15 protein-coding genes and 1 pseudogene are annotated in these 16831 nt (G+C 52.8%); 10 read left to right on the top strand and 6 right to left on the bottom strand.

Annotation, left to right across the window (positions count from 1 at the left end):
- The 7 genes from EA14781_RS17670 to trmL form a co-directional block, all read left to right on the top strand.
- Positions 1-443: SadB/YajI family lipoprotein (locus EA14781_RS17670; RefSeq protein WP_042335978.1), on the top strand; the 443-nt coding region annotated here is incomplete at its 5' end.
- A gap of 43 nt (positions 444-486) precedes the next feature.
- Entirely contained in the window at positions 487-702 is a 216-nt protein-coding gene (locus tag EA14781_RS26180) for an ESPR domain-containing protein (RefSeq protein WP_105212604.1), read from the top strand.
- Positions 621-4295 (top strand): YadA-like family protein, encoded by a 3675-nt coding sequence (locus EA14781_RS17665; RefSeq protein WP_423219337.1) that lies wholly within the window; start codon positions 621-623, stop codon positions 4293-4295. The genes EA14781_RS26180 and EA14781_RS17665 overlap by 82 nt, the downstream gene beginning before the upstream one ends.
- A gap of 417 nt (positions 4296-4712) precedes the next feature.
- On the top strand, positions 4713-6368 hold the full coding sequence (gene lldP, locus EA14781_RS17660; protein ID WP_001055292.1) for an L-lactate permease: 1656 nt from the start codon (positions 4713-4715) through the stop codon (positions 6366-6368).
- Positions 6368-7144, top strand: coding sequence for a transcriptional regulator LldR (gene lldR, locus EA14781_RS17655; protein ID WP_010341490.1), 777 nt, complete (start codon positions 6368-6370; stop codon positions 7142-7144). The genes lldP and lldR overlap by 1 nt, the downstream gene beginning before the upstream one ends.
- Entirely contained in the window at positions 7141-8331 is a 1191-nt protein-coding gene (lldD, locus tag EA14781_RS17650; protein ID WP_000586944.1) for a quinone-dependent L-lactate dehydrogenase, read from the top strand. Before lldR ends, lldD begins: the two co-directional genes overlap by 4 nt.
- Positions 8332-8378: 47 nt before the next feature.
- Positions 8379-8852 (top strand): tRNA (uridine(34)/cytosine(34)/5-carboxymethylaminomethyluridine(34)-2'-O)-methyltransferase TrmL, encoded by a 474-nt coding sequence (trmL, locus tag EA14781_RS17645; RefSeq protein WP_000932365.1) that lies wholly within the window; start codon positions 8379-8381, stop codon positions 8850-8852.
- 54 nt (positions 8853-8906) lie between these two features.
- Here the strand turns inward: trmL and cysE are convergent, their stop codons facing one another.
- The 5 genes from cysE to EA14781_RS17620 all read right to left on the bottom strand — a co-directional run bounded on the left by cysE (position 8907) and on the right by EA14781_RS17620 (position 12179).
- Positions 8907-9728 carry a serine O-acetyltransferase gene (gene cysE / locus EA14781_RS17640; RefSeq protein ID WP_001277555.1) on the bottom strand — a complete coding sequence of 274 codons (822 nt, stop codon included), beginning with the start codon at positions 9726-9728 and terminating at the stop codon, positions 8907-8909.
- 78 nt (positions 9729-9806) lie between these two features.
- Positions 9807-10826 (bottom strand): NAD(P)H-dependent glycerol-3-phosphate dehydrogenase, encoded by a 1020-nt coding sequence (gpsA, locus tag EA14781_RS17635; RefSeq protein WP_001076193.1) that lies wholly within the window; start codon positions 10824-10826, stop codon positions 9807-9809.
- Positions 10826-11293 carry a protein-export chaperone SecB gene (gene secB / locus EA14781_RS17630; RefSeq protein ID WP_000003382.1) on the bottom strand — a complete coding sequence of 156 codons (468 nt, stop codon included), beginning with the start codon at positions 11291-11293 and terminating at the stop codon, positions 10826-10828. The genes gpsA and secB overlap by 1 nt, the downstream gene beginning before the upstream one ends.
- A gap of 62 nt (positions 11294-11355) precedes the next feature.
- Entirely contained in the window at positions 11356-11607 is a 252-nt protein-coding gene (grxC, locus tag EA14781_RS17625; protein ID WP_000024388.1) for a glutaredoxin 3, read from the bottom strand.
- Between the two features lie 140 nt (positions 11608-11747).
- A complete protein-coding gene (locus tag EA14781_RS17620) occupies positions 11748-12179 on the bottom strand; it encodes a rhodanese-like domain-containing protein (RefSeq protein ID WP_002460317.1) in 432 nt (143 codons plus the stop codon).
- A gap of 244 nt (positions 12180-12423) precedes the next feature.
- Between EA14781_RS17620 and gpmM the strand changes: the two genes are divergently transcribed.
- The 3 genes from gpmM to EA14781_RS17605 are packed head-to-tail and all read left to right on the top strand — an operon-like array spanning position 12424 to position 16224.
- Positions 12424-13968 (top strand): 2,3-bisphosphoglycerate-independent phosphoglycerate mutase, encoded by a 1545-nt coding sequence (gpmM, locus tag EA14781_RS17615; RefSeq protein WP_000116590.1) that lies wholly within the window; start codon positions 12424-12426, stop codon positions 13966-13968.
- 33 nt (positions 13969-14001) lie between these two features.
- Positions 14002-15261, top strand: coding sequence for a murein hydrolase activator EnvC (envC, locus tag EA14781_RS17610; protein WP_002460320.1), 1260 nt, complete (start codon positions 14002-14004; stop codon positions 15259-15261).
- A 3-nt stretch (positions 15262-15264) separates the two neighbouring features.
- Positions 15265-16224, top strand: a complete 960-nt coding sequence (locus EA14781_RS17605) for a divergent polysaccharide deacetylase family protein (RefSeq protein WP_000483815.1) — start codon at positions 15265-15267, stop codon at positions 16222-16224.
- Here the strand turns inward: EA14781_RS17605 and EA14781_RS17600 are convergent.
- Positions 16211-16789 (bottom strand): annotated as a pseudogene (locus EA14781_RS17600) (glycosyltransferase family protein); the annotation flags it as partial. The gene EA14781_RS17605 and the pseudogene EA14781_RS17600 overlap by 14 nt on opposite strands.
- Positions 16790-16831 lie beyond the last annotated feature (42 nt).

The raw sequence follows: 16831 nt of genomic DNA, 5'->3' as shown, positions 1-16831 counted from the left end.
CCAGCATTAAAGAACAACAGGATACATTTCTCTTCACCGAATTTAACCCTACACAAACCAAATACTTTATTTTAAATAACGGTTCTGTCGGATTAGCAGGACGGATTATATCTATAGAACCTGCAGATAATGGTAGCGTCATCCATATAGCGTTAGTCAATTTATTAAGCGTTCCTGTATCAAACATGGGTTTTTATGCCACGTGGGGCGGAGAAAAACCGTCTGATGCTAAAGCCTACGCAAAATGGCAACAGTTATTATTTAGCACATCAATGAACTCCACGCTGGAATTATTACTAGGTCAATGGCAAGACATTAATCTGACGCTAAAAGGAATATCCCCCAACAACCTGAAGTATCTAAAATTATCTATCAACATGGACAATATTCAGTTCGACACTCTTCAACCTGCTGACTCTCAGCAGAAAAAAATCAAAAAATAAATGTAGCCTCTGCGCTTATATCAAGGAATAGAGAACATCAATAATGAACAAAATATTTAAAGTTATCTGGAACCCGGCGACGGGCAGTTACAGCGTCGCCAGCGAAACAGCGAAGAGCCGTGGGAAGAAGAGCGGGCGTAGTAAGTTGTTAATTTCTGCGCTGGTTGCGGGGGATTGTTGTCATCGTTTGGGGCATATGCTGCTTTTACAGGAGATGGTGGTAAAAGCGCTGAAGAAGCTGCTGGCGGTACCCCGCTAACTGATGGCTGGATTGCCATTGGTAAGGGGGCTATCGCAACAGCAGGAGCCCCGGGAAGTGGAACATCGAGTGTTGCGGTCGGGCAAGAAGCCAACTCTGGACTGGGAAGTACCGCACTAGGTTACAAGAGCAATGCGACAGGAGAAAGATCCGTCGCTTTAGGGCAAGTAACGGTCGCGACTGGCAGTCGAGCAATAGCAATCGGAAGTGCGGCGAAGGCGACCAAAGATTTTACCATTGCACTGGGGAATACCGCTCAAGCTAACAGTGATTATGCGATGGCGCTGGGCAAGGATACCAACGCCACTGGACTGTATTCACTCGCGATAGGATACAACAGTAAAACAAGCAAAGATAACGCGATCGCGTTGGGTAACGGGAGCAAGTCAGATGGAATAAACGCCATCGCAATTGGCGACGGTAGCGCTTCAGGAGGGGATAATAGCCTCGCCCTCGGCAGCCAGAGCAAAGTAACCGCCAATAATTCTGTTGCGCTGGGCGCAGGTTCTGTAGCGGCTACTGACGACACTGTTTCTGTGGGCAACAGCACAACGCAGCGTAAAATTGTTAATATGGATAAAGGTGAAATATCCAATACCAGTACCGAAGCGATTAACGGCTCACAGCTTTATGCTATCAGTAAGTCAGTATCAGACCGGTTAGGTGGCGGTTCCAGCGTGAACACGAACGGAACCATTAATGCGCCAAGTTATGCACTGAAAAGCGGCACCTATAATAATGTCGGCGCCGCACTCACCGGAATTGACGAAGATACTCTGCACTGGAATAGCACCAGCAATAAATTCAGCGCCAGCCACGGTTCAAGCACCACGAATATCATCACTAATGTCGCAAATGGTAACGTTGCCGCTGGCAGTACCGACGCGGTTAACGGTTCACAGTTGAAAACCACCAACGACAATGTGACGACCAACACCACCAATATCACCAATCTGCAGGACGCCGTGGACGGTCTCGGCGACGATGCCCTGCAGTGGGACAGCGGTAAAACCGCCTTCAGCGCCGCCCACGGTGCCAGCACCACCAGCAAAATCACCAATGTCGCTGATGGCTCCCTGGCTGCTGGCAGCACCGACGCCGTCAACGGCTCGCAGTTGAAAACCACCAATGACAATGTGACGACCAACACCACCAATATCACCAATCTGCAGGACGCTGTGGACGGTCTCGGCGACGATGCTCTGCAATGGGACAACGGTAAAACCGCCTTCAGCGCCGCCCACGGAGCCAGCACAACCAGCAAAATCACCAATGTCGCTGATGGCTCCCTGGCTACCGGCAGTACCGATGCCGTTAACGGCTCACAACTCTATAATTTCAGCAGCGCAATTGCCGATTATTTGGGCGGAGGCTCCTCCGTCGATGCCAACGGTATGTTTAGCGCACCGACCTATACCATTGGCGGCACTGATTACGACAGTGTGGGTGATGCATTGGCTGCGATTAACTCCTCAGTGGGCACTTCGCTGGGAGATGCGCTGATGTGGGATAACTCCAGCAGAACATTCAGCGCCAGCCGTGCGGGTACTGCCAGCAAAATCACTAACGTTGCAGCAGGTGAACTTAGCGCAACCAGTACCGACGTTGTGAACGGCAGCCAACTCTATGGCGTCAGCAATTCTGTAGTTGATGCGCTGGGCGGCGGCTCGACGATGAATGCTGACGGCACCATCAATGCGCCAACTTACAGTATCGCCAATACCGACTACAGCAACATCGGCGACGCACTGAGTGCAATTGATGCATCACTGGATGATTCTCTGCTCTGGGATGCCAGCGCAGGCGCATTCAGCGCAGCGCATGGCACCGATACCGCCAGCAAAATCACTAACGTGGCAAATGGTCGAATTGCGGCAGACAGTACCGATGCCGTCAATGGATCTCAGCTTTTTACCACAAATCAGATGATCACCCAGATAGCCGGCAATACCAGCAACACGTATGTTGAAGAGCACGGGGCGGGAGTGAACTACATTCGTACCAACGATACAGGTTTAGTCTTCGAAGACGCTATGGCCTCTGGCACTGGCGCCACGGCTGTAGGCTACAATTCTGTGGCTTCTGCTACTGGCAGCGTCGCCATTGGTCAGGACAGCAGTAGTAATGTCGAGTCTGGGGTTGCATTAGGCAGCGGCTCTGTTTCTGACCGCGTTATCGTAAAAGGCTCGCGCAATACCAGCGTAACAGGAAACGGTGTGGTGATTGGTTATGACACCACTGACGGTGAGCTACTCGGCGCGTTGTCGATTGGTGATGATGGAAAATATCGTCAAATCATCAACGTCGCGGATGGTTCTGAAGCTCACGACGCCGTTACCGTGCGCCAGTTGCAAAACGCCATTGGTTCTGTGGCAACCACGCCAACCAAATACTACCACGCCAACTCAACGGCAGAAGATTCACTGGCTGTTGGTGAAGATTCTCTGGCAATAGGGGCGAAAACCATCGTCAATGGTGATGCAGGTATTGGTATCGGCCTGAACACTCTGGTCCTGGCAGATGCCATCAACGGTATCGCCATCGGCAGCAACGCCCACGCAAACCATGCAAACAGTATTGCAATGGGTAATGGCTCTGAGACTACGCGTGGCGCTCAGACTGGCTACACCGCCTACAACATGGACGCGCCGCAGAACTCTGTCGGTGAGTTTTCCGTCGGCAGTGAGGACGGTCAACGTCAGATCACTAACGTCGCCGCCGGTTCACAAGATACTGATGCCGTTAACGTGGGTCAGTTGAAAGTGACCGATGCTCAGGTCGCGCAAAATACCCAAAGCATCACTAACCTGAATACTCAGGTAGGTAATCTGGATACGCGCGTAAGCACACTGGAAAATGGGATGGGCGATATCATCACCACGGGTAGCACCAAATACTTCAAGACCAACACCGATGGTGTAGACGCCAACGCGCAGGGCAAAGATAGTGTCGCAATTGGCTCCGGTTCTATTGCCGCCGCAGACAACAGCGTTGCGCTGGGTACGGGTTCCGAAGCAAACGAGGAAAATACGGTCTCCGTCGGTTCTTCCACCAATCAGCGCCGTATCACCAACGTCGCCGCAGGTAAAAATGACACCGATGCCGTTAACGTGGCGCAACTGAAATCTTCCGAAGCAGGAAGCGTGCGCTATGCCACCAATGAAGATGGTTCCATCAATTACACCACCATGAATCTTGGTGATGGTAAAGGCGGTACGACTCGCATCAGCAACGTTTCCGCTGGCGTCAACAACAACGACGCAGTGAACTACGCGCAGTTGAAGCAAAGCGTGCAGGAAACGAAGCAATACACCGATCAGCGCATGGTTGAGATGGATAACAAACTGTCGAAAACCGAAAGCAAGTTGAGCGGTGGTATCGCTTCTGCAATGGCGATGACCGGTCTGCCGCAGGCTTACACGCCGGGCGCCAGCATGACCTCCATTGGCGGCGGTACTTACAACGGTGAATCGGCTGTTGCGTTAGGTGTGTCGATGGTGAGCGCCAACGGTCGTTGGGTTTACAAATTACAAGGTAGTACCAATAGCCAGGGTGAATACTCCGCAGCCGTCGGCGCGGGTATTCAGTGGTAATGATCCATTAACGAATGGGTAAACGCCAAATTGCCTGATACGCTGCGCTTATCAGGCCTACAGGGGGATTCTGAAAATTCTTGTAGGCCGGATAAGGCGTTCACGCCGCATCCGGCAAGATAAGGCGCACCGGGTCAACAGTCTAAGGGCAATTCTCTGATAGGAATTGCCCTTTTCTTTACCCAAAATCTCCCCTCTCAAAAAATTGGCCCTACCAATTCCTGGCTTATCTGACCTCTGGTTCACAGTTCCCCAATTAAACTCACATTAACGTTGCCAATATATAACATTTAGTTAACTATTCATTGTCATTATCCCTACACAACAAAATTGGCAGTGCCACTTTTACACAACGTGTGACCAAGAGATGAGCAACAGACTCATTACACGATGTACGTGGCCTCCTGGAGACCTGCAATGAATCTCTGGCAACAAAACTACGATCCCGCCGGGAATATCTGGCTTTCCAGCCTGATAGCGTCGCTTCCCATTCTGTTTTTCTTCTTTGCGCTGATTAAGCTCAAACTCAAAGGCTATGTCGCCGCGTCCTGGACGGTCGCCATCGCTCTGGCAGTCGCTTTGCTGTTTTATGAAATGCCGGTCGCCAACGCGCTGGCCTCCGTGATTTATGGCTTCTTCTACGGTTTGTGGCCCATTGCCTGGATTATTATTGCGGCGGTGTTCGTTTATAAGATCTCGGTAAAAACCGGGCAATTCGACATCATCCGCTCGTCTATTCTTTCTATAACGCCTGACCAGCGCTTGCAAATGCTGATCGTCGGTTTCTGTTTCGGCGCATTTCTCGAAGGGGCAGCAGGCTTCGGCGCACCAGTGGCGATTACTGCTGCATTGCTGGTCGGCCTGGGCTTTAAACCGTTGTACGCAGCCGGACTGTGCCTGATTGTTAACACCGCTCCCGTAGCATTTGGCGCGATGGGGATCCCAATTCTGGTTGCCGGACAGGTGACAGGCATCGACAGTTTTGAAATTGGTCAGATGGTTGGACGTCAGCTACCGTTTATGACCATTATCGTCCTGTTCTGGATCATGGCGATTATGGACGGCTGGCGCGGTATCAAAGAAACCTGGCCTGCGGTCGTGGTCGCGGGCGGCTCGTTTGCTATTGCGCAATACCTCAGCTCTAACTTCATTGGGCCAGAGTTGCCGGATATTATTTCCTCGCTGGTATCGCTGCTCTGCCTGACACTGTTCCTCAAACGCTGGCAGCCGGTACGCGTTTTCCGCTTCGGCGATCTGGGGGCTTCACAGGTTGATATGACGCTGGCCCACACCGGATACACAGCGGGTCAGGTATTGCGTGCCTGGACGCCGTTCCTGTTCCTGACCGCCACCGTAACACTGTGGAGTATTCCACCGTTTAAAGCCCTGTTCGCTTCAGGCGGCGCGCTGTATGAGTGGGTGATCAACATTCCGGTGCCGTATCTCGACAAACTGGTTGCCCGTATGCCGCCAGTGGTCAGCGAAGCTACCGCTTACGCCGCCGTGTTTAAGTTCGACTGGTTCTCTGCCACCGGCACTGCCATTCTGTTTGCGGCGCTGCTCTCTGTCGTGTGGCTGAAGATGAAACCGTCTGATGCTATCAGCACCTTCGGCAGTACGCTGAAAGAACTGGCCCTGCCTATCTACTCTATCGGCATGGTGCTGGCGTTCGCCTTTATCTCGAACTATTCCGGGCTGTCATCAACACTGGCGCTGGCACTGGCGCACACCGGCCATGCTTTCACCTTCTTCTCGCCGTTCCTCGGCTGGTTGGGAGTATTCCTGACGGGGTCGGATACGTCGTCTAACGCCCTGTTCGCCGCACTGCAAGCCACCGCGGCTCAACAAATTGGCGTCTCCGATCTGTTACTGGTTGCCGCCAACACCACCGGCGGCGTCACTGGCAAGATGATCTCCCCGCAATCTATCGCTATCGCCTGCGCGGCGGTAGGACTGGTAGGGAAAGAGTCAGATCTGTTCCGTTTTACTGTCAAACACAGCCTGATTTTCACCTGTATGGTGGGCGTGATCACCACCCTTCAGGCCTATGTCTTAACGTGGATGATTCCTTAATGATGGTTATACCCAGACGCCTGTCAGACGAGGTAGCTGACCGTGTGCGGGCGCTGATTGATGAAAAACAACTGGAGGCGGGCATGAAGTTGCCCGCTGAACGCCAGTTGGCGATGCAGCTCGGCGTGTCACGAAATTCACTGCGCGAAGCGCTGGCGAAGCTGGTGAGCGAAGGCGTGCTGCTCAGTCGTCGCGGCGGCGGCACGTTTATTCGCTGGCGTCATGACGCATGGTCGGAGCAAAACATCGTCCAGCCATTGAAAACGCTGATGGCCGATGACCCGGATTACAGTTTCGATATTCTGGAAGCTCGCTACGCTATTGAGGCCAGCACCGCCTGGCATGCGGCAATGCGCGCCACACAAGCCGATAAAGAAAAGATTCAGCTTTGCTTTGACGCAACGCTCAGCGACGACCCGGACCTCGCCTCACAAGCGGACGTTCGCTTTCATCTGGCCATTGCCGAAGCCTCACATAACATCGTGCTGCTGCAAACCATGCGCGGTTTCTTCGATGTTCTGCAATCCTCAGTGATGCAAAGCCGCCAACGGATGTACCTGGTGCCGCCCGTCTTTTCTCAGCTAACCGAACAGCACCAGGCAGTCATTGACGCTATTTTTATTGGTGATGCCGACGGGGCGCGTAAGGCGATGATGGCGCATCTTAGTTTTGTCCACACCACCATAAAACGATTCGATGAAGATCAGGCACGCCGCGCACGCATTACCCGTCTGCCCGGTGACCATAATGAGCATCCGAGGGAGAAAAACGCATGATTATTTCCGCAGCCAGCGATTATCGCGCCGCAGCACAACGCATTCTGCCGCCGTTCCTGTTCCACTATATGGACGGCGGCGCATATTCTGAATACACCCTGCGCCGCAACGTGGAAGATTTATCAGACGTGGCGCTGCGCCAGCGTATTCTGAAAAACATGTCTAACCTAAGTCTGGAAACGACGCTGTTTAATGAGAAATTATCGATGCCGGTAGCGCTGGCCCCGGTGGGATTGTGCGGTATGTATGCACGCCGCGGCGAGGTTCAGGCAGCAAAAGCGGCAGATGCACATGGCATTCCATTTACGCTCTCGACGGTTTCCGTTTGCCCGATTGAAGAAGTGGCGCCCGCCATCAAGCGCCCAATGTGGTTCCAGCTTTACGTACTGCGCGATCGCGGTTTTATGCGTAACGCGCTGGAGCGTGCAAAAGCGGCGGGTTGTTCGACGCTGGTTTTCACCGTGGATATGCCAACACCGGGCGCGCGCTATCGTGATGCGCACTCAGGTATGAGCGGCCCGAACGCCGCAATGCGCCGCTACTGGCAGGCGGTGACGCATCCACAATGGGCGTGGGATGTGGGCCTCAACGGTCATCCGCATGATTTAGGCAATATCTCGGCTTATCTCGGCAAACCAACCGGACTGGAAGATTACATCGGCTGGCTGGGGAATAACTTCGATCCTTCAATTTCATGGAAAGACCTCGAGTGGATCCGCGATTTCTGGGATGGCCCAATGGTGATCAAAGGGATCCTCGATCCAGAAGATGCACGTGATGCCGTTCGTTTTGGCGCTGACGGGATTGTGGTTTCTAACCACGGTGGTCGCCAGTTAGATGGCGTGCTCTCCTCCGCCCGTGCGCTACCTGCTATTGCAGATGCGGTAAAAGGCGATATTGCGATTCTGGCGGATAGCGGTATTCGTAACGGGCTGGACGTGGTGCGCATGATTGCATTGGGTGCCGACACCGTACTGCTGGGTCGTGCGTTTCTGTATGCGCTGGCAACGGCGGGCCAGGCGGGCGTCGCTAATCTGCTGAGTCTGATTGAAAAAGAGATGAAAGTGGCGATGACGCTGACGGGCGCGAAGTCGATTAAAGAAATCACCGGAGATTCGCTGGTACAGGAGCTGGGCAAAGAGCTGCCAGCGGCACTGGCTTCGATGGCGAAAGGGAATGCAGCTTAAGGGTTAGATCAATATCTGCTATCCTGCCCCCGCACTAAGGGGGCAGTATGCTAAACATCGTACTTTACGAACCAGAAATTCCGCCAAACACTGGCAATATCATCCGTCTTTGCGCCAACACCGGCTTTCGTCTGCATATCATCGAACCAATGGGATTTGCCTGGGACGATAAGCGTCTGCGCCGCGCGGGGCTGGACTACCATGAATTTACCACCGTCACGCGTCATCATGACTATAGTGCGTTCCTCGAAGCGGAGAATCCCCAGCGCCTGTTTGCCCTCACCACGAAAGGCACGCCCGCGCACAGCGCCGTAAGCTATCAGGATAGCGACTATCTGATGTTCGGCCCGGAAACACGCGGCTTGCCAGCGACCATTCTTGACGCCCTGCCCGCTGACCAAAAAATTCGTATTCCAATGGTGCCGGACAGCCGCAGTATGAACCTGTCTAATGCGGTGTCGGTAGTGGTGTATGAAGCCTGGCGCCAGTTGGGGTATCCCGGCGCGGTATTGAGAGATTAAGATGCGGTAGGCCGGATAAGGCGTTCACGCCGCATCCGGCACGATCACAGGACGTCAGATCCCATCGCCATATTCAAACGTATGGTTAATACCGTTGAAATGCTGATCCATATCCATTGATGGCTTATCGCTGTCTGGTTTACCAACGATGCGTGCCGGTACGCCAGCGGCGGTAGTGTGCGGCGGCACCGGTTGCAGCACTACAGACCCCGCGCCAATTTTCGCACCGCGTCCAACTTCAATATTACCGAGAATTTTTGCGCCCGCGCCAATCATCACGCCTTCACGAATTTTCGGGTGACGGTCACCGCTGGTTTTCCCCGTACCGCCAAGCGTCACAGATTGCAGAATAGATACGTCATTTTCAATCACCGCCGTTTCACCGACGACGATGCCCGTCGCGTGGTCAAGCATAATACCGCGACCAATTTTGGCTGCCGGGTGAATATCGACCTGGAACGTCACAGAAACCTGGTTTTGCAGAAAAATAGCCAGCGCGCGACGCCCCTGATTCCACAGCCAGTGACCAATGCGATAGGCCTGCAAGGCATGAAAACCTTTCAGGTATAACAAGGGAGTTGAGTATTTATCGACTGCCGGGTCGCGGGTACGTACCGCCTGAATATCACACGCCGCAGAAGCGATCATTTCCGGGTCAGCGGCGTAGGCTTCCTCCACCACTTCGCGAATCGCAATAGCAGGCATAATCGGCGATGCCAGTTTATTCGCCAGCATATAGCTTAACGCGCTGCCGAGGTTTTCGTGCTTGAGTAATGTTGCGTGGTAAAAACTGGCCAGCATTGGCTCACAGTCCGCCAGCGCTCTGGCTTCCGCTTTAATATTGTTCCAGACAATTTCCAGTTCTTCACACGACATTGCTTACTCCACACGATGAGATAATGACCGGCCCGTTCTGCGCGGGCCGGGTCATAGCGGTAACAAAGATTCCTGGGTTTAGTGGCTACTGCGCTCGTCCTTGCGTGCACGACCTAATAAAGTCAATGCTGCCTCGCGCGCGTTTTTTCCGCAATATAATACTTGATAAATTTCCTCGGTTATTGGCATTTCAACGCCGAAGCGATGCGCCAGTTCGCGGACTTCTTTCGTATTGCGGTAGCCTTCAACCACCTGACCAATCTTCTCCTGCGCGTTTTGTACATCCATGCCCTGACCGAGCATCATGCCAAAACGGCGGTTACGCGACTGGTTGTCAGTACAGGTAAGCACCAGATCGCCCAGCCCCGCCATGCCCATAAAGGTGGCAGGATCGGCCCCCAGCGCCGCCCCCAGACGCGACATTTCAGCCAGACCACGGGTGATCAACGCCGTACGCGCATTCGCGCCAAAACCGATACCGTCGGACATCCCTGCACCAATGGCAATGACGTTTTTCACCGCGCCGCCAAGCTGCACGCCAATGAAATCCGGGTTGCTGTAAACGCGGAAACTTTTTCCGCAATGCAGCAGTTGCTGGAGGTCATCAGCAAAGGTTTGATCGGTAGAGGCCAGCGAAATAGCCGTCGGTAAACCTGCCGCCAGTTCTTTCGCGAAAGTCGGGCCGGAGATAACCGCCAGCGGAATTTGATCGCCTAACGCCTCGCGCGCTACGTCCTGCAACAGACGCCCGGTTTCTGCTTCCAGCCCTTTGGTCGCCCACACCAGACGCGCGTCAGGACGCATCAGCGGTTTAATCTGACGCAACACTTCACCAAAAACATGGCTTGGCACGACGACAAGAATATTACGGCTGGCTGCCAGCGCGGTGGCGAGATCGCTTTCAAGATGGAGCGTGTCGGGAAAAGGCACATCGGGAAGAAACGCGGCGTTGCAACGATCGCGTTCAAGGGTAGCGATATGTTCAGGGTCATGGCCCCATAGGACAACCTCGTGGCCATTTCTTGCCAGAGTGATGGCAAGAGCGGTGCCGTACGAGCCGGCACCGATCACAGTCATTGAAGCATTACGTTGGTTCATCAGGCATCCTGATGTTCTTCAGTACCTTCGCCAGCCTGCTGCTGCAAATAGTTCATGAACAGCGCATCGAAGTTAACCGGCGCAAGGTTCAGTTGCGGGAATGTACCGCGGGATACCATGCTGGTGATGCATTCACGAGCATATGGGAACAGAATGTTCGGGCAGTATGCGCCCAGGCAGTGCGCCATCTGGGTGCCTTCGATACCCGCGATGGAGAAAATACCGCCCTGCTGAACTTCACACAGGAACGCAGTTTCTTCGCCCAGGGATGCCGTTACGGTAACACGCAGTACCACTTCGTAAACGTCATCTGCCAGTTGAGTAGATGCCGTATCCAGATCAAGTTTAACTTCTGGCTGCCAATCTTTCTGGAAAACGTGCGGCGCGTTCGGCGCTTCAAAAGAGATATCCTTGGTATAAATACGCTGGATCTGGAAAGTCATTTCAGTGTTGTTTTGTTCTGACATGTGTAGAAAACCCTTAAGTGTTGTCCTTAAATACTGCGCAATGTAATGCCAACGTTCACACGTTATTTCAGCAGGGGATCCAGTCCACCACGTGCATCCAATGCATACAAGTCATCACAGCCGCCAATGTGCTGTGCGTCAATAAAAATCTGTGGAACCGTCGTACGGCCACTGCGTTTGATCATCTCTTCACGCCGGGCAGCATTACCATCAATCGGCAGTTCCTGAAAATTCACACCCTTGCTGCTCAGCAGCGCTTTCGCACGATGGCAATAGGGGCAGGTTTCTTTGGTATAGATTTCAACATTGGCCATAACTTAGCTCCTGTTTTTTTCCCTGCGGTTTCATGTTGCAGGAAGGCGACAATTTGGATTATCCCCTGAAGCTTATATCAATAAGTGACGGGGGGCATAATTGCAGCCAATCGCCTGCGCCATGAAAAATGACAGGTAAATTATTTGCCGCGCACCAGAGGCAAGTTCTCGCCAGCCCAGCCCGCGATGCCCTCTTTCAGTACGAATACTTGTGCAAATCCAGCTTTCGTCAGCGCGTTTGCTGGCTCCTGGCACTGCATGCCAGAACCGTCTACCACGATAACCGGTTTGTCTTTGTGCTTATCAAGTTCACCAACATTGTTGGCTTTGATTTCGCTCGGCAACAGATTGATAGAGCCTGCAATATGGCCCTTACGGAAGTCATCACGCTGACGTAAATCCACAACTACGGCGTCTTCTTTGTTGATAAGACGCGTCGCTTCACCACGAGTAATCACCTTCACTTTCGAGGTCAGGCTTTTAAACGTAGTAACCAGAACCGCCACCAGTAACGCGATCCAGGCGATACTCAGCATGGGATGGCGGCCGACAAATTGCATAATTTCTTGCATGGGGGGTAACAACTCCCGACGTAGTGATTAAAAAAACCAGGAAAGGAGTATACCTGCGCGTTGCGGCAAATACAGCCAGCGCGTGCACGGGAATGCAATTTTGCGGGGCGTTACGAAAAAAAATCGCAATTCAGCCTCCCGCTTTCACTGCGCGGCGCCATAATTTGATCTTCAGAGGCTATTTTATCGATTCAGCTGTAGTAAAATTACGCAAATTTTGACTCTTGAGTATGAGGTTGTCGCAATGTCGGTTTCTAAAAAACCTATGGTACTGGTGATTCTGGATGGCTACGGCTATCGCGAAGAACAGCAGGATAACGCCATTTATAGTGCTAAAACCCCGGTAATGGATGCGCTGTGGGCCAATCGTCCGCATACCCTGATCGACGCTTCCGGTCTGGAAGTCGGTCTGCCTGACCGTCAGATGGGTAACTCCGAGGTAGGTCACGTTAACCTGGGCGCGGGTCGCATCGTCTATCAGGATCTGACTCGTCTGGACGTCGAAATCAAAGATCGCGCGTTCTTCGCTAACCCGGTGCTGACTGGCGCGGTAGATAAAGCGAAAAACGCAGGCAAAGCAGTGCACATTATGGGTCTGCTCTCCGCAGGCGGCGTACACAGCCACGAAGATCACATCATGGCGATGGTAGAACTGGCAGCTGAACGCGGCGCGGAAAAAATCTACCTGCACGCATTCCTTGACGGTCGCGACACCCCGCCGCGCAGTGCTGAATCCTCACTGAAAAAATTCGAAGAGAAATTTGCCGCGCTGGGTAAAGGCCGCGTAGCGTCCATCATTGGTCGTTACTACGCAATGGACCGCGACAATCGCTGGGATCGCGTTGAAAAAGCTTATGACCTGCTGACTCTGGCGCAGGGCGAATTCCAGGCCGATACCGCCGTTGCCGGTTTGCAGGCTGCTTATGCTCGCGACGAAAACGACGAATTTGTGAAAGCGACCGTTATCCGTGCGGAAGGCCAGCCAGATGCCGCAATGGAAGACGGCGACGCGCTGATTTTCATGAACTTCCGTGCTGACCGTGCGCGTGAAATCACGCGTGCGTTTGTAAATGCTGATTTCAACGGTTTCGCGCGTAAGAAAGTCGTTAACGTCGATTTCGTCATGTTGACCGAATACGCCGCCGATATCAAAACTGCGGTTGCTTATCCACCAGCGTCTCTGGTTAACACCTTTGGCGAGTGGATGGCGAAAAACGACAAAACCCAGTTGCGTATTTCCGAAACCGAGAAATATGCCCACGTCACGTTCTTCTTCAACGGTGGCGTAGAAGAGTCTTTCAAAGGCGAAGATCGTATTCTGATCGATTCACCGAAAGTCGCTACCTACGACCTGCAGCCGGAAATGAGCTCCGCAGAGTTAACCGAAAAACTGGTTGCAGCTATCAAGAGCGGTAAATACGACGCCATCATCTGTAACTACCCGAACGGCGACATGGTCGGTCACACCGGGGTAATGGAAGCCGCAGTTAAAGCGGTTGAGGCCCTGGATCACTGCGTGAATGAAGTTGCAAAAGCCGTTGAATCTGTTGGCGGTCAACTGCTGATCACCGCTGACCACGGTAACGCTGAACAGATGCGCGATCCTGCTACTGGCCAGGCGCATACGGCACACACCAACCTGCCAGTTCCGCTGATTTACGTTGGTGATAAGCAGGTAAAAGCCGTCGAAGGCGGCAAGCTTTCTGACATCGCACCGACCATGTTGTCGCTAATGGGTATGGAAATCCCGCAAGAGATGACTGGTAAGCCGCTGTTCATCGTGGAATAATCCCTCCCCATGAGGGGAAAGGCGATTAATACCATGACACGGGCCATAAAACCGCGCAGGTTTGCAATCAGGCCCATCATCTACGCCAGCGTTCTTAGCGCTGGCGTATTGTTGTGCACTTTTTCCGCCCACGCGGATGACCGCGACCAACTCAAGTCGATTCAGGCCGATATCGCTGCAAAAGAACGCGCGGTACGCCAACAACAGCAACAACGCTCAAGCCTGCTTGCCCAGTTGAAAAAGCAGGAAGAAGCGATCTCCGAAGCCACCCGTAAGCTGCGCGAAACGCAAAACACACTCAATCAACTGAATAAACAGATTGATGAGATGAATGCGTCAATTGCCAAACTGGAGCAGCAAAAAGCCGCCCAGGAACGCAATCTCGCCGCGCAACTGGACGCCGCGTTTCGTCAGGGTGAACATACCGGTATTCAGCTCATTCTCAGCGGTGAAGAAAGCCAGCGCGGTCAGCGTTTGCAGGCTTATTTCGGCTATCTCAACCAGGCGCGACAAGAAACTATCGCCCAGTTGAAGCAAACGCGTGAAGAAGTCGCCATGCAGCGTGCTGAACTGGAAGAGAAACAGAGCGAGCAACAAACGCTGTTATACGAACAACGCGCCCAGCAAGCGAAGCTGACTCAGGCGCTGAACGAGCGTAAGAAGACGCTGGCCGGACTGGAGTCATCCATTCAACAAGGTCAGCAACAGCTAAGTGAACTGCGCGCTAACGAATCCCGTCTGCGTAATAGCATCGCCCGTGCGGAAGCGGCAGCAAGAGCGCGCGCTGAACGTGAAGCACGTGAAGCCCAGGCGGTACGCGACAGACAGAAAGAAGCGACGCGTAAGGGCACTACCTACAAACCAACGGAAAGCGAAAAATCGCTGATGTCCCGAACCGGCGGTCTGGGCTCGCCGCGCGGCCAGGCATTCTGGCCTGTACGCGGACCAACGCTACATCGCTATGGCGAACAATTGCAGGGCGAACTGCGCTGGAAAGGGATGGTTATCGGTGCCTCTGAAGGTACTGAGGTTAAAGCCATTGCCGATGGTCGGGTGATTCTGGCTGACTGGCTGCAAGGTTATGGTCTGGTGGTCGTGGTTGAACACGGTAAAGGCGATATGAGCCTTTACGGCTATAATCAGAGCGCACTGGTGAGCGTTGGTTCGCAAGTTCGCGCGGGCCAGCCTATTGCACTGGTGGGCAGCAGTGGCGGTCAGGGTCGTCCTTCACTCTATTTCGAAATTCGCCGCCAGGGTCAGGCGGTCAATCCACAGCCGTGGTTGGGAAGATAAGTTTTGTTTCCATTTCGTCGTAACATTCTTTCATTTGCCGCTCTGCTGGCGCTCTCTACCCCTGTACTCGCTGGCAAACTTGCCATCGTCATCGATGATTTTGGTTATCGTCCGCATAACGAAAATCAGGTGCTGGCGATGCCATCCGCCATCTCCGTCGCAGTATTACCCGACTCGCCACACGCCAGAGAGATGGCGACCAAAGCGCATAACAGCGGTCATGAAGTACTGATTCATCTACCAATGGCGCCGTTGAGCAAACAGCCGCTGGAGAAAAACACGCTGCGCCCGGAGATGAGCAGCGACGAAATTGAGCGCATCATTCGCAGTGCGGTCAATAACGTGCCCTATGCCGTGGGGATCAACAACCACATGGGCAGCAAAATGACCTCAAATCTGTTTGGTATGCAGAAAGTGATGCAAGCACTGGCGCGTTACAATCTCTATTTTCTCGACAGCGTAACCATCGGCAATACCCAGGCGATGCGTGCCGCGCAAGGCACCGGCGTAAAAGTGATTAAACGAAAAGTGTTCCTCGATGATTCGCAAAATGAAGCGGACATTCGCGTGCAGTTTAATCGCGCCATTGACCTGGCCCGTCGTAACGGTTCAACCATTGCCATTGGTCATCCTCATCCTTCAACGGTACGTGTGTTGCAGCAGATGGTTTATAACCTGCCACCAGATATTACGCTGGTGAAAGCCAGCAGTCTGCTCAATGAACCGCAGATCGACACCTCTACGCCGCCGAAAAACACGGCGCCTGACGCACCGCGTAATCCGTTCCGTGGCGTGAAGCTGTGTAAACCGAAGAAACCACTGGCGCCGGTTTATGCTAATAGCTTCTTTGAAGTATTAAGCGAAAGCATCAGCCAGAGCACGTTGATCGTTTACTTCCAGCATCAGTGGCAAGGCTGGGGTAAACAGCCTGAAGCGACGAAGGCTAACGCTAGCGTAAATTAAAAGCGCTGCGCGTGATGCGATGGTGCGACTGTGTTTTGTCGCGCCATTGCCATAAGCGGAAAGACCACAGTAACGCCTGATACCCCACCTTCACGCTGCGCACATTGGTTATCAGGCGCTTATACATACCGGAAGTGAATATCTCAGCAATCATCTGCTGGCGAGTGACAATATCCGGCTCTTTACGCACTGCATGACAAACTCGCAATGCTTCATAAGTTATTTGTTGGTGAAATTCAGGATAAATCACAATTTTGTCTGCGTAATCGCGATTTAATTTTTCCAGCAGGCGAGTAATCTTAATATAGTGACGTTGATAATTAAGGTTTTTATTCCCTTGTCTATTCAACCGGCTCACTGACGTATTATGCAGATAATATTTATATAACGATTGTTCGGTATATCGCGCACGTAATGCGTTAAACATAAACTCTGTTGTCCAGACAATATCCTGATGATGCAGTCCGACAATAAATTTAATGTTATTTTTTATAATGATATCGCGGCGATAAACGCCCATCCATACAACGTGGGTCCAGCGGCGGGAAGAAAGCCCCATCGGTAATGACTCCAACTTATTGATAGTGTTTTATGTTCAGATAATGCC

The organism is Escherichia albertii NBRC 107761 = DSM 17582 (assembly GCF_000759775.1).
Lineage (GTDB): Bacteria > Pseudomonadota > Gammaproteobacteria > Enterobacterales > Enterobacteriaceae > Escherichia > Escherichia albertii.
The sequence above is the reverse complement of the archived record's forward strand: the minus strand, read 5'-3'. Positions and strand labels throughout refer to the sequence as shown.